This window comes from Methylophaga sp. UBA4204, from assembly GCF_002379485.1.
GTDB lineage: Bacteria > Pseudomonadota > Gammaproteobacteria > Nitrosococcales > Methylophagaceae > Methylophaga.
Window position 1 is genome coordinate 182 of the sequence record NZ_DFTU01000106.1, and the last position, 13,427, is coordinate 13,608.

Below are 13,427 nucleotides of genomic sequence, written 5' to 3' on the forward strand. Positions count from 1 at the left end.
ATTGTTTGCCATCCATTGAAATAGTCGTATCATTGCATAAGAAACGCCTATCAACATCACAACTGGTATGCCGAAGCGTTCCGCAATCAATATCCATGTATCCATTAAAGGAATAAGCCAAGTGCATGTATCTAAATTAACCCTTGCCAGCCTCTTTTTTATTAGTTGCAGTCAAATGGCTAACGCCAGCCCTGTCGACGCCACTTCATTACTGAACCAATATAACCTTATCACTTCTGGCGATGTCACAAGTACCTCAGAGGTCGAAGGAAACGCACTTATTGGAGGCAATGTTAATGGCGGCCTTTACAACATGCATCAAACATCAAATGCCGCTGTGCCGGCACTGACGGTGGGTGGAAACGTTAGTGGCAACGTTCAAACCAAAGGCAAAGGTCTGAATGTAGGTGGAAATATTGCCGGGAATGTCACAATGAATGATGGTGGAGATGCCTTTGTTGGTTCGGTATCTGGATCCTTACAAAATAATGCAAACGGTAGCGGCTCCACTTCAGTTGTTGGTGATATCTCAGGTAGTGTAAACACCAATGGTGGTAATACGACTTATGGTGGAAATCTGACGGGTTCGGCAAATGCTAATGGCGGCGGAAGCGTATTAAACCAACCGGTTACCGCCCCCTTCGATCCTGCTACTCAAGCTTCAAATGCAATGAATGTATTGAGCAATTTTTCTAACCAATTATCCGGGCTTGACGCAAACAGTGGCTATAGCGTTAATGGAGGAAAAGTCACCTTTAACGCCGTCGGCAATGATAGTGGGCTGGCAATCTTCAAAATCACTGATGCAAGTAATTTTTTCGACAAAGCCTTTGAGTTTGATTTCAGCATGACCAATACGCAGAGCATTCTGTTTAATGTATTTGGTGGGGGTAATACCGAATTTGATATCAAAGCGAATTTCCTGGCGAGTGCAGCGACGCTCTACGGTTCGATGTTTTTATGGAATTTTGTCGATGCTACTGAGCTTAATCTGGCCAGCCAGTTCGGTGGTAGTATTCTGGCATTGAACGCAGGTGTCACAAATAGTAATAATATTGAGGGCACACTAGCGGCCAAAAGCCTGACACAATATGGTGAGATTCACTCTCAACCTACTGATTTCGTCCCACCGGCAGCTGTTCCGGTCCCAGCTGCATTGCCTTTGTTTCTGAGTGGTTTGATTGGATTCTTCTCACTTCGTCGTAATCGCAGAAAATCACTTTAATTTAAGTTATAAAACCAAAAAGCCACCAACGACATCGTTGGTGGCTTTTTTATTTGCATAGGGCTTGTTAGCTCTCAATAAAAGCAATGCCTTGCACCTGGCTGATATTGTTTTCAGCAAAATGCAGCATCATTAAACGGTCCAGTCCCAATGCAACGCCACTGCATTGCGGCAAACCACACTGCATTGCTGTCAGCAGATTTTCATCTATCGGCATTTGGGGTTTGCCTTGTTGCAGACGCAATTGATTATCCTGCTCAAAACGCTGACGTAATTCGGTGGCATCACATAATTCGTCATAGCCATTAGCCAGCTCCATTCCACCAGCGTATAGCTCAAAACGACTGGCGACCTGATGTCCTTCAGCATTCATTTCGATTTTCGCCAACTGCGCCTGAGATGCAGGAAACTCTGTAACCATCACCGGCATTTCCAGCGCTTTAAGCTGTGGTTCAATTACTTCGCTCATCAACATTTCCAGCCAGCCATCCCGATCAGTTTGCCAATCAGCAGTAAGCCCGGCTACGCGATCCAATGCAATTTGCTTCAGTAAATTGTCATCAGCCTGATAAATATCCAGCTGCAAGTATTTAGCGAATAAATCACGATAAGGAAAAATAACTGCTGCAGGTAAGCCGATCACCTGTTGCATAAAAGCATCGACTTCCGCCATTAACTCAGTCAGCGAAAATCCTGGTCGATACCACTCCAGCATGGAAAACTCGGGCGCATGCTGGCGACCCAACTCACCATTACGAAATACCGTGGCAATCTGATAAATCGCGCCGCTGCCGGCCGCCAGCAAGCGTTTCATCGCAAACTCAGGTGAAGTATGCAGATACAGGACTTTGGAATCGCTGCCAGCCTCAAACCGGGTGGAAAAACTGTCAAGATAAAGCGCAGTAGGTGCCGCCGAAGACAAAATGGGAGTATTAACTTCCAGTACATTGCGAACTGAAAAAAAACGGCGGACATTTGCCAGAAGCTTTGCCCGCCGTTTTAATATGATCTGTAATTGCTCATTTTGAAGCATTATTCAGACTTAGGGTTAAGGCATGTAAGCTTGCTACATGCAACACTAAAAACACAAAAACTGATAATGATTTTAATCTTTTTTAGCACGTTCGACGTAAGATGCTGAACGAGTATCAACCCGCAACACTTCACCGATTTCGATAAATAATGGAACTCGCACTACTGCGCCAGTTTCCAGCGTTGCCGGTTTACCACCGCCACCTGAAGTATCACCACGCACACCCGGATCAGTTTCAACCACTGCCAGATTAACGAAATTAGGCGGTGTCACCAGCAATGGTGTGCCATTCCATAGAGTGACCGTGTAAACATATTGTTCTTTCAGCCAGTCTTTACTGTCAGCAATCGCATTGGCATCGGCAGCATATTGTTCGAAACTACTGGGATCCATAAAGTGCCAGAATTCACCGTCGCTGTAAGAAAATTCCAGATCGATTTCTACAACGTCAGCACTTTCAACAGATTCGTTAGTTTTGAAAGTACGTTCGTTAACGCGCCCGGTTTTCAGGTTACGGAATTTAACGCGGTTAAATGCCTGACCTTTACCTGGTTTCACAAATTCATTTTCGATGATGCTGCAAGGATCGCCATCCATCATGAATTTCAGTCCGGCTTTAAACTCATTTGTACTATAACTTGCCATGCTTACCTCTTTTGGGGGACGATCGTCGCCTGTTCACAAAATCAAAGCCCACTATGATACCGCAATCGCAAGCTGACGTAATCTTTGCTGATTGGCAGGATGAATTAAGTCATGCCATTAAAAACCCAACAGTCTTGCTGCAAATGCTGGGGCTGGAGAATCGTCTGCAAGCGATTGATACCGAGAGCTTAAAAAACTTCCCGCTGCGGGTGACGCAAAGTTATATCAATAAAATGCATTATGGTGATGCCAATGACCCTCTGTTACGTCAGGTTTTCCCGCTAATTGATGAAAATATTGAGGTCGAAGGTTTTTCAGCGGATCCGGTGGGGGATTATCTGGCAATCAGCTCACCCGGTATTTTGCATAAATATCAGGGCCGGGCATTATTGCTGACAACCGGAGCCTGTGCCATTCATTGCCGTTACTGTTTTCGCCGGCACTTCCCTTATAGCGAAAGTAATCCGTTAGCCAGTCAGTGGCAACAATCGGTCGCTGCATTGCAAAGTGATAACAGCATTCGGGAAGTGATTTTCAGTGGCGGCGATCCATTGGCATTAACCGATAAAAAATTAGCGGCCATGGTGGAAGACTTGCAGAAAATCCCACATATCAAACGGCTGCGAATTCATACACGGCTGCCATTAGTGCTGCCAAAACGGGTTAGCAAAAGCTTATTAAACTGGATTAGCAGCTCTTCATTACGGGTGGTGATGGTCATTCATGCCAATCATGCCAATGAAATTGATGCTGAAACTGCTGAGGCGCTATTGCAGTTACGCAATGCCGGTTGTGAACTACTCAATCAAGCCGTTTTATTACGTGGTGTGAATGATCATGCGGACAGCTTAGTGGCACTTAGTGAGAGGTTGAGCGAGGTTCAGGTAGTGCCTTATTACCTGCATTTACTCGATAAAGTAAAAGGGGCCAGTCATTTTGATGTAGCTGAACAGCAAGGAATAGAGCTCATTGCTGCCATGCGTCGCGAATTACCTGGCTACCTTGTGCCGCGGCTGGTGCGCGAGCAACAAGGTGAAACCAGTAAAACCATTATTGCTTAGACGCTTTTTTCCGTTCAGACATCGGGATATATTCACGCTGTTCATGACCAACATAAATTTGTGTTGGACGATAAATACGGTTATTGGAAATCTGTTCACGCCAATGAGCCAGCCAACCGGCTGAGCGAGCGACTGCAAACAATGCGGTGAACTGATCTTCTGGAATGCCCATTTCTGAGTAAAGAATACCGGAGTAGAAATCCACATTCGGATACACGCCTTTATGGCCCAGACGATCCACACAGACTTCTTCCAGTTTCATCGCCGTAGCAAACATCTTATCAAGTGAACCACCACGTTCTTCCACCAGCTTGGTCACCAGCTTGTGTAGGATGGTGGCACGTGGATCTTTGACCTTATATTCACGATGCCCCATGCCCCAGATAACTTCTTTGTTGGCGAGTTTTTTATCGACCCAGGCTTCAACATTTTCTGGTGAACCAATTTCCTGCAGCATGCCAACTACACGCTGATTGGCTCCACCATGTAATGGACCCGAAAGCGTACCAATCGCTGCTGAAATAACGCTGTAAGGTGATGCTAATGTTGAACCGGCAACCAAGGCTGCAAAGGTTGAGGCATTCAAAGTATGTTCAGCATGCAGAATCAGGCAGACGTCCATAATCCGCGCCATCAGGCTGTCCGGTTCTTTACCGGTAAACATATACAGCAGGTTTTCCGCCACGGATAAATCATCACGCGGATTAATGGGATCATAACCTTGGCGCATGTGTTCCCACATGGCGACCAAAGGTGCCATCTGCGCAATAATATTAACCGTCATATTGCGGACATAATCGATATCTTTACAGCTTTCGGCATCGGTCAGACATTCTGTGCCCGGATAGAACATGCCCAAACTGCAAACCGCTGTTTGCAACATATCCATCGGATGACCGGTATGCGGGAAATGACGCATCATTTCACGAATATGATATTTGATGCGATAGCTGCTGCGCAGCTGTTTGGAAAAGCGATTTAAAGCTGCTTTAGTGGGGAGTTCGCCATCCAGAAGCAATAACGTGGTTTCTTCAAAAGTACTGTTGGTTGCCAGTGTTTCCAGTGGATAACCACGGTAACTAAGGATGCCTTTTTCGCCATCAATAAATGAAATGGCTGACTTCGTGGCAGGCACACCTTCCAGGCCGGGTAAAAAATCGCTCATCTACTACCTCGTGTTTAAATCCAGCTGGTGGAGTTATTGAAATTGGGGGTCATTATACTGCAATGGGACAAGACCGAAACCCCGCGCTATCGGTAGCAGATTTCGCCTTCTCAAATCTATTTATCCATCACGACTAATATATCGTTGCTTTGGAAAATCTAGCCTAACGTATCAGCCCAGATGTTTTCGGCCCAACCCTGAGCATAACGACCTTCCTGTTCACTGGCCGTCTCGGAAACTCCACCACTGGGGTGAGGAACCATATCCTGACTGTTTTTATCATAACGATAAACCGCGGCAACATGTCCTGCTTGCCGTCCATCGACAAAACTGTAGCAGGTATTGCTAAATATAGGTTGTTGCTCTGGTAATTCATCACGCAACAAAGCTATAACTGCAGCGACACACACTTTAGCCTGCTGGTTAGCTATATGTGCAGATTTCGGTAGTTTGGCGGCCACCGCATCACCTATCACATGCACTCGTTCAACCGCTGTGGACTCGTAGGTCAGAAAGTCTACGTCACACCAGCGATTATCAACATTAATCACGCCAGCCATTGCAGCCACCGCACCAGCTTTCTGTGGTGGGATGACGTTTAATACATCTGCCTGATAACGGTCAAAAAAGCTCTCAACCTCCAGATTGGCCACATTGACCGACTCAAGCGGGTTCATTGGCTGATACTCAATTAAACCATCATATTGCTGTTGCCACGCTTCGGTAAATAAGGCTTTTTTAGAGACAATATCCGGGTTGGCATCCAGTATTAGTAGTTTGCCGGTAGGATTATGCTGTTTAAGATGCAACGCAATCTGACAAGCACGCTCATAAGGCCCAGGAGGACAGCGGAAAGGTGCTGCCGGAACCGTCATTATCACCACTCCGCCCTGCCGCATCGACTTAAGCTGATTGGCTAATAACAAAGTCTGCTCACCCGCTTTCCAGGCATGGGGAACATGTTCCTGAGCTTCAGCCGTAGCAAGGATAGGCAGCTGGTCATAAATAAAACTGACGCCGGGGGCAATAATCAATCGGTCATAGTCCACTCGGCTTTCATCTGCCAGCCAGAGTTGGCGGTTTTCAGTATCAACGGCGATAACTTCGGATTGTACAAAGCGAATAGCCTTATCTGTCTGTAAGGCACTGTAGTTATGAGTAAGCTGTGACAGGTTGCGACTGCCGCTAAGCACCAGATTGCTCTGAGGGCAGGAGATAAACTGACGGTTTTTTTCTATCAACGTGATATCAAGTTCTGGCGCCCACATTGCCAGATATCGCGCTGCAGTGGCTCCAGCAAACCCACCACCAATAACTACGACTTTCTGTTTTTGATGACGAAAACAAGCAGTAGATAATCCCAATGGCAGGGCTGCCATAGCCGATAAATAAGCTGCATTTTTTAACACTTGTCGACGCTTGATAGTCATATCAGAGCACTCAGCTGTTAATAATTATTGACTCAAGAGACTTTTTCACCCTGAGCCTGCAGATCGGCATGATAAGACGATCGCACCATTGGTCCACTGGCCACATGTTCAAAGCCCATTTCCTTACCTGCTACTGCCAGCTCGTCGAACTCTGCTGGAGTGACAAAACGCTCAACTGCCAGATGATGCCTGCTAGGTTGCAGATACTGACCCAGCGTCAGCATCCGACAACCATGATCGCGTAAATCCTGCATCACCTGTTTAACTTCATCGATGCTTTCACCCAAACCGAGCATCAGGCCAGATTTAGTGGGCACTTCAGGATGCATTTGCTGAAAGCGCTGAATCAGATCTAATGACCATTGATAATCCGAGCCAGGTCGAACGGCTTTGTAGAGTCTGGGGATACTTTCCAGATTGTGATTAAAAATATCCGGTGGATTATCCGCCAGTATCTCCAGCGCCACATCCATACGACCACGAAAATCAGGCACCAGCACTTCAATACGGGTTTGTGGCGATTGCTGACGAATTTCACTGATGCAGCGGCTGAAATGGGCAGCGCCACCATCACGTAAATCATCACGATCGACCGAGGTCACCACTACATGTTTGAGCTGCATGGCGGCAATGGTTTTTGCCAGATGATTCGGTTCATTCTCATCTAATGCATCAGGACGACCATGCGCCACATCACAGAAAGGGCAACGTCGGGTACAAATATTGCCCATGATCAGAAATGTCGCCGTACCGTGGGCAAAACACTCCCCAAGATTGGGACAGGACGCTTCTTCACACACGGTGTGCAAATCATGATCACGCAACATTTGTTTGATGCGCTGTACTTCAGGTGCACCTTGTGATTTGGCACGAATCCATTCCGGTTTGCGCTTAGGATCACTAGGAACGATTTTTATGGGAATACGCGCGACTTTAGAGGCACCTTTAAGCGCTTTTACATCACGTTTTACCGGTTCAACCGTGTCAGTCATGTGTTGTTACCTTGTTGCATGTGTGCGAGAAAAACAGACACAAATTGTTGTTTTACTGAGGCCATATCGACCGTTGCACCTAATGTTTTCATATCGGTCATTTGCATGCCTGCGTAACCACAGGGATTGATATCGGCAAATGGCTGTAAATCCATATCAATGTTTAAACTCAGGCCATGATAACAGGCGCCGCGTTTGACCCGTAATCCCAGTGAAGCAATTTTCGCTTCGCCACAGTACACTCCAGGGGCATCTTTACGAGCATATGCGTCAATCTTATGCTCGTCCAGCATGGCAATAACCGTGTTTTCCATACAACTGATCATATTGCGTACGCCCATGCCGAAACGACGTAAATCAATTAATGGATAAACGATTAATTGTCCCGGACCATGGTAGGTTATTTGACCACCACGATCAGTTCGTACCATCGGAATTGTATTTTGTCTCAGCAGATGACCGTCCTGACCATTAAACCCCTGAGTGTAAACATGATAATGTTCTAATAACCACAGTTCATCTTCGGTGTGATTATCACGTTGCTGCGTGAACTGCTGCATGGCTAGCAGGGTTGGTTGATAATCCCGTAGGCCGAGATCCTGTATCTTCATCAGAGCACGTATTTAACGGCATCGTGACTACTGAGTTCCTGATAGATAGCGTCCAGTTGTTTTTTACTGGTCGCCTCAATAACCACGGTGATGGAAGTATATTTGCCCCCTGAGCTCTGTCTACTGGTGACAGCTCCTTCAGTAATATCACCAGCATGCTTGCGGACGATTTCCACCACAATATTATCCAACTGCGGGTGGGTTTCTCCCATTGCCTTTACCGGATATTCACAGGGAAATTCCAGTAACGTCTCTTCGCCGTTTGATTCACTCATCAGATTACCTCTTGTTTATAGCGCTGAAACAAGATGTCCATTTGTTGCCACACGGGGCCGGGTTTACCATTACCAACGATTTCACCATCCAATAAGGTCACTGGCACCACTTCTTTGGTTGAACTGCTGATCCAGATCTCATCCGCATTTCGCAGAGCTGATTCACTGATGGCTCTTTCATGTAGCGGCATATCATTTTGCGCCGCCAGCTCAATAATCAGATCACGGGTAATGCCAGGCAATACTTTTTCATCTTTTGGCGCAGTAAAGATGACACCGTCGATGACCACATACGCATTACTGGCTGAACCCTCGGTCAGATAATTATCGCGGAGCAATAACGCTTCCTGTGCACCAGCATCCTGCGCCAACTGTTTCATCAGACTGTTTGCCAGCAAGGTAATTGCTTTAATATCGCAACGCATCCAGCGAATATCGGCTGTGGTAATGGCCTTGATACCATCCGTCTTCCAGCTATCGGCAACCGGATGCAGCGGATTACTCATCAGAAACACACTAGGTGCCACACCAATCGGAAAGATATGATCTCTTGGTGCTACGCCCCGGGTGACCTGCAAATACAACGACTGATCGCCCGCATTATTCCGGGCGATCAAATCATTAATAATGCCGGTCCATTGCGCATCTGAAAACGGGTTTTCGATCCGTACGCCGTCCAGACTATTCTGCAATCGCTGCAGGTGCCTATCGAGTAAAAAAGCGCTTCCGGCATACACCGGAATCACTTCATAAATGCCATCACCTAATAAATATCCGCGGTCATACACAGAGACCTGAGCTTTATCAGCGGGGATAAATTCGCCGTTAAGATAAACTATTGCCACGAAACATTAACCCCAGATAAGCATCAACAAACTGTCGAGGATTCGTCTCCACCAGCTGCCTTTTTCAACCTCTTCCACAGCCACCAGTTTACGAGTGGCAACCACTTCATCGCCCAAACGGATTTCCACCTCTCCCAGCTCAGTGCCTTTGGCAACTGGAGCGACAACAGGCTGTTGGATATTGGTTGAGGCCTGCAAGTCTTTATAACGTCCGCGAGGAACCGTAATAGATAATGGCTGTCCCAGACCCAGATTCAACTGATCAGTTTGCCCCTTCCAAACCTTGGTTTGAGTAATCGCCTCATCTGCCGCATAAAGCTGATGCGTTTCAAAGAAACGGAAACCAAAATTAAACATTTTTTGGATTTCCTGGGCTCGTGCATTTTCACTTGCCGTGCCAAGAACCACAGCAATCAGGCGCATACCATCACGCTTTGCTGATGCAGATAAGCAGTATCCAGCCTCTTCGGTGTGACCGGTTTTCAATCCATCAACCGTATTATCACGCCATAACAATTTATTACGATTGTGCTGAGTAATACCGTTGTAGGTATATTCCTTTTCTGCATACCATTGGTAATGTTCGGGATAATCCCGGATTAAGGCTGCTGAAAGGATCGCAATATCATGCGCCGTGGTGTAATGCTCTGGTCCCGGCAAACCGGTGGCATTTTGATAGTTGGTATTGACCATACCCAGTTTCTGAGCATATTGATTCATCATCTGGGCAAACACTTCTTCGCTACCCGCAACATGTTCAGCCAGCGCTACAGCAGCATCATTACCTGATTGCACGATCATGCCTCGCAACAGGGCTTCCACGGTTACCTTAGTGTTCACCTCAATAAAGCTGCGTGAGCCAATCATGCGCCAGGCTTTTTCACTGATTAATACTTCATCATCAAGTTTAATATTGCCATCGTGGATTTCCTGGGAAACCACATAAGAGGTCATTAATTTGGTAATGCTGGCCGGTGGCAGACGCTCATCTGCATTTTCGGACATTAAAATATGTCCGCTATCGTAATCCTGCAAAATATGGGCAGTACCCGCAATTGAGGGTGCTGTAGGATTCGGCGTGATCATTCCCGCCGAACTGATAGTGGCGACACTGAAAAGTAGCCCTGCCAGGCTCATTTTGAAAATTTTAATCATTTAGTTACTCTCAATAAAAAACAGTTATTCCTTGATAAGCCGGGTATCAGAAAAACCTAATCCCATTAGTTGATTAGCGATCCTATCGCTATATTCAACACTTTCAAGTGGGCCAATCCGAACCCGGTATAAGGGAGTTTGAACACGTTCAACAGATGAAATATGAACTCGCTCTTGAATCTGTTGTTGAACTTGTTGCTTTATCTGTTCTGCCCTGCTTAATGTGCTGAATGCTCCTATTTGCAGAAACAGTCCGACTTTCCCCATTGTTGTGGTTTGGGTTGAAACAGCATTTGCTGTGGGTGTTACATTGGCGACTACATCTTTTTTAGCGGTAGTAGACGCAACGACATTCTTACTGCTGATTGCCCTTACTTCAACCTGGCCAGTACCTTTATCAATAATACCCAGCTTGGTTGCGGCGCTATAGGATAAATCTATCAATCGATCATCATGAAACGGTCCACGATCATTAATTTTTACCACGACCTTGCGTCCATTCTCCAGGTTGATGACTTCAGCATAACTTGGTAAAGGTAATGTTTTATGAGCAGCCGTCATCGCATACATATCGTAAGGCTCACCACTGGAGGTGCGTCTGCCATGAAACTTTGTACCGTACCAGGATGCTTTGCCACGCTCTACATAATTTTCACTACTGGCAAGTGTGTAATATCTTCTGCCGAACACTTCATATGAAGCTGGATTACCATATTTACTTCTTGGTTCATCACGTGGGACTGCATCCGGGATTTTCGAAACATCCGGTTTTACTTTTGGTGCAGAATCCTGTTGTTCAGTCACGGTTCCACAGGACCAAAGCCCCGTCAGCATTATCGATAAAGTTAAATACTTAACTACACGCTGTTTCATTTTACAGACTCATAACCATCACGAATCGCTTCTGACAATTGGATAACAGCCATGGCATACATACGGCTGTGATTGTAACGGGTTATCGCATAAAAATTTTGCCGGCCTAACCATAGCTCTTCACCATCGGGCTGGGTCAGGCTGAAAACGGTAATCGCATCTTCACCCTCGGGTAATTTATCGGTGCTCAAACCGGATTTTCTTAACTCTTCACGCGTTACGGTAGGCTTCAATCCGCGATCAATCAAATCCTGTGGCAGATCATTACCTTCGTACTTTGTAGCATGCACAATGTTTTCGCCTGGCTGCCAGCCGTGACGACGCAGATAATTCGCGATACTGCCGATAGCATCCGTTGGATTATTCCAGATATCACGGTGGCCATCATTATCAAAATCGACAGCATATTCACGAAAACTGCTAGGCATAAATTGTCCCAGCCCCATGGCCCCGGCATAAGAACCAATCGGTTCCAGTTGAGACATCTCCTCTTCGCGAGTCAGGATTAAAAAGTTTTTCAATTCCGAGCGGAAAAAAGTGCTACGCGGAGGGTAACAAAAGGCCAGAGTAGATAAGGCATCCAGAACCCGGAAACTGCCCATGTTGCCGCCAAAACGGGTTTCTACACCGAGAATAGCCAGGATTATTTCAGCAGGTACACCCAATTCTTTTTCAGCTCTTTCTAACGTATCGGCATGTTTTTTCCAATAAGCTACACCCGCATTAATACGTGCCTGATCGAGGAAAATCTCGCGATATTCATACCACGGCTTACTTTTCTCAGCAGGTCTGGAAATAGCTTTAAGAATGCTATCTTTGACTTCAACCTCAGCAAACAGGTTTTCCAGTTCGGCTCTGTCAAACGCATGTTCTTCAACCATTTCATCAATAAATTTATCCACATCCGGTAGTTCAGGATTGGCAAATGCTGGCGTCATTATCAGGCTTAACAGTGTAGCGGTAATGTGTTTCTTCACGGTGACATCATCCTCCGATGAGTGTGTATGGACATCAGGATACCGAAGCCTGCCAGCAAGGTCACCATGGATGTACCTCCATAGCTGATCAGTGGCAGCGGCACCCCGACAACAGGTAAAAGACCAGTAACCATTCCTACATTTACAAAAACATAGACCAGAAATGTAATGGCAATACTGCCCGCCAATAATTTCATGTAACTCAATTGCGCTTGAGCAGCTATATAGAGGCCTCTCGCAGTAATTAACAGATAAACTGTAATCAACAGTGTCAAACCAATCAGACCAAATTCTTCTGCAATCACCGCAAAAATAAAATCGGTGGAGCGTTCCGGTAAAAACTCCAGATGCGACTGCGTCCCCTGTAGCCAGCCACGACCTTGTAACCCACCCGATCCAATCGCAATCTTCGATTGAATAATATGATAGCCGGCACCTAGTGGGTCCGACTCAGGGTTAAATAAGGTCATCACCCGGCGTCGCTGATAGTCATGCATGAAGTACCATAATACCGGCGCAGCTGCAGCGGCCAGAGCTAGAAAACTCATGATCAATCGCCAGGAAACACCCGACAGAAAAACCACTATCAACCCCGAACTGGCAATTAACAATGCCGTTCCCAGATCTGGCTGTTTGGCAATTAACAAGGCTGGAACAGCAATCATCACCAGTGCAAAAAACATTCTGACAAAGCTGGGCGGTAATGGTCTATCTGCCAGATAAACGGCTACTACCAAAGGCACCGCCAGCTTCATAATCTCAGATGGTTGAAAGCGGAAAAAACCCAAATCAAGCCAACGCTGAGCGCCTTTTCCTATCGTGCCAAACAATAAAACAGCAATCAGCATTAGCAGTCCGACTGCATAAATCCAAAACGCAACATCTTTGAATCGATCGGGATGTATCTGCGCCAGAAGAATCATCACCGTTATGGCGATTGCCATTCTGACTCCCTGACGTAGCAATAAACCAATGTCTTCACCGCCACTGCTATATAGCACGACAGAACTGAACAGCAGCAGCGTCAGGATGCCCAATATTAATAAGCCATCCAGGTGCACACGTTGCAATCCTGAGCGCCACTGAAATCCGGGCACCCGTCGTCTGTCCTGCAGCAAACCGCTCATCGCTCTGGGCGAC

General features: G+C 46.3%; 14 protein-coding genes. 2 read left to right on the forward strand and 12 right to left on the reverse strand.

Features of this window, described 5'->3' with window-relative positions:
• Positions 1-175: 175 nt before the first annotated feature.
• A complete protein-coding gene (locus tag B3182_RS15390; protein ID WP_292353788.1) occupies positions 176-1,225 on the forward strand; it encodes a choice-of-anchor A family protein in 1,050 nt (349 codons plus the stop codon).
• A 67-nt stretch (positions 1,226-1,292) separates the two neighbouring features.
• On the opposite strand, the gene epmA is transcribed toward B3182_RS15390, so the two are convergent.
• Positions 1,293-2,258, reverse strand: a complete 966-nt coding sequence (epmA, locus tag B3182_RS15395; RefSeq protein ID WP_292353786.1) for an EF-P lysine aminoacylase EpmA — start codon at positions 2,256-2,258, stop codon at positions 1,293-1,295.
• Positions 2,259-2,330: 72 nt separating this feature from the next.
• Positions 2,331-2,903, reverse strand: coding sequence for an elongation factor P (gene efp, locus B3182_RS15400; RefSeq protein WP_041354687.1), 573 nt, complete (start codon positions 2,901-2,903; stop codon positions 2,331-2,333).
• 53 nt (positions 2,904-2,956) lie between these two features.
• On the opposite strand from efp, the gene epmB reads away from it, so the two are divergent.
• Positions 2,957-3,964 (forward strand): EF-P beta-lysylation protein EpmB, encoded by a 1,008-nt coding sequence (epmB, locus tag B3182_RS15405; RefSeq protein WP_292353783.1) that lies wholly within the window; start codon positions 2,957-2,959, stop codon positions 3,962-3,964.
• On the opposite strand, the gene B3182_RS15410 is transcribed toward epmB, so the two are convergent.
• The 10 genes from B3182_RS15410 to rodA all read right to left on the reverse strand — a co-directional run bounded on the left by B3182_RS15410 (position 3,954) and on the right by rodA (position 13,414).
• Positions 3,954-5,129: a citrate synthase gene (locus tag B3182_RS15410; RefSeq protein ID WP_292353781.1), complete on the reverse strand. Its 1,176-nt coding sequence runs from the start codon at positions 5,127-5,129 to the stop codon at positions 3,954-3,956. The genes epmB and B3182_RS15410 overlap by 11 nt on opposite strands.
• 158 nt (positions 5,130-5,287) lie before the next feature.
• Positions 5,288-6,559 carry an NAD(P)/FAD-dependent oxidoreductase gene (locus tag B3182_RS15415; protein WP_292353778.1) on the reverse strand — a complete coding sequence of 424 codons (1,272 nt, stop codon included), beginning with the start codon at positions 6,557-6,559 and terminating at the stop codon, positions 5,288-5,290.
• Between the two features lie 32 nt (positions 6,560-6,591).
• Positions 6,592-7,551 (reverse strand): lipoyl synthase, encoded by a 960-nt coding sequence (lipA, locus tag B3182_RS15420; protein ID WP_292353776.1) that lies wholly within the window; start codon positions 7,549-7,551, stop codon positions 6,592-6,594.
• Positions 7,548-8,162: a lipoyl(octanoyl) transferase LipB gene (lipB, locus tag B3182_RS15425; protein WP_292353774.1), complete on the reverse strand. Its 615-nt coding sequence runs from the start codon at positions 8,160-8,162 to the stop codon at positions 7,548-7,550. Before lipB ends, lipA begins: the two co-directional genes overlap by 4 nt.
• Complete coding sequence (locus B3182_RS15430) at positions 8,162-8,437, reverse strand: HP0495 family protein (RefSeq protein WP_292353773.1); 276 nt, start codon at positions 8,435-8,437, stop codon at positions 8,162-8,164. The genes lipB and B3182_RS15430 overlap by 1 nt, the downstream gene beginning before the upstream one ends.
• Positions 8,437-9,282, reverse strand: coding sequence for a D-amino-acid transaminase (gene dat, locus B3182_RS15435; RefSeq protein WP_292353771.1), 846 nt, complete (start codon positions 9,280-9,282; stop codon positions 8,437-8,439). The genes B3182_RS15430 and dat overlap by 1 nt, the downstream gene beginning before the upstream one ends.
• A 6-nt stretch (positions 9,283-9,288) precedes the next feature.
• The gene (locus B3182_RS15440; RefSeq protein ID WP_292353769.1) at positions 9,289-10,437 is read right to left on the reverse strand and encodes a D-alanyl-D-alanine carboxypeptidase family protein; all 1,149 of its coding nucleotides are present in this window, start codon (positions 10,435-10,437) and stop codon (positions 9,289-9,291) included.
• A 24-nt stretch (positions 10,438-10,461) separates the two neighbouring features.
• Positions 10,462-11,310 (reverse strand): septal ring lytic transglycosylase RlpA family protein, encoded by an 849-nt coding sequence (locus B3182_RS15445; protein WP_292353768.1) that lies wholly within the window; start codon positions 11,308-11,310, stop codon positions 10,462-10,464.
• Entirely contained in the window at positions 11,307-12,287 is a 981-nt protein-coding gene (gene mltB, locus B3182_RS15450; protein WP_292353766.1) for a lytic murein transglycosylase B, read from the reverse strand. The genes B3182_RS15445 and mltB overlap by 4 nt, the downstream gene beginning before the upstream one ends.
• Complete coding sequence (gene rodA / locus B3182_RS15455) at positions 12,284-13,414, reverse strand: rod shape-determining protein RodA (RefSeq protein WP_292354105.1); 1,131 nt, start codon at positions 13,412-13,414, stop codon at positions 12,284-12,286. The genes mltB and rodA overlap by 4 nt, the downstream gene beginning before the upstream one ends.
• Positions 13,415-13,427 lie beyond the last annotated feature (13 nt).

Excerpts from the sequence above, each read along its gene's own strand:
- B3182_RS15390 (WP_292353788.1), top strand. The coding sequence starts at position 176 with ATGGCTAACGCCAGCCCTGTCGACGCCACTTCATTACTGAACCAATAT.
- epmA (WP_292353786.1), bottom strand. The coding sequence starts at position 2,258 with ATGCTTCAAAATGAGCAATTACAGATCATATTAAAACGGCGGGCAAAG.
- efp (WP_041354687.1), bottom strand. The coding sequence starts at position 2,903 with ATGGCAAGTTATAGTACAAATGAGTTTAAAGCCGGACTGAAATTCATG.
- epmB (WP_292353783.1), top strand. The coding sequence starts at position 2,957 with ATGATACCGCAATCGCAAGCTGACGTAATCTTTGCTGATTGGCAGGAT.
- B3182_RS15410 (WP_292353781.1), bottom strand. The coding sequence starts at position 5,129 with ATGAGCGATTTTTTACCCGGCCTGGAAGGTGTGCCTGCCACGAAGTCA.
- B3182_RS15415 (WP_292353778.1), bottom strand. The coding sequence starts at position 6,559 with ATGACTATCAAGCGTCGACAAGTGTTAAAAAATGCAGCTTATTTATCG.
- lipA (WP_292353776.1), bottom strand. The coding sequence starts at position 7,551 with ATGACTGACACGGTTGAACCGGTAAAACGTGATGTAAAAGCGCTTAAA.
- lipB (WP_292353774.1), bottom strand. The coding sequence starts at position 8,162 with ATGAAGATACAGGATCTCGGCCTACGGGATTATCAACCAACCCTGCTA.
- B3182_RS15430 (WP_292353773.1), bottom strand. The coding sequence starts at position 8,437 with ATGAGTGAATCAAACGGCGAAGAGACGTTACTGGAATTTCCCTGTGAA.
- B3182_RS15440 (WP_292353769.1), bottom strand. The coding sequence starts at position 10,437 with ATGATTAAAATTTTCAAAATGAGCCTGGCAGGGCTACTTTTCAGTGTC.
- B3182_RS15445 (WP_292353768.1), bottom strand. The coding sequence starts at position 11,310 with ATGAAACAGCGTGTAGTTAAGTATTTAACTTTATCGATAATGCTGACG.
- rodA (WP_292354105.1), bottom strand. The coding sequence starts at position 13,414 with ATGAGCGGTTTGCTGCAGGACAGACGACGGGTGCCCGGATTTCAGTGG.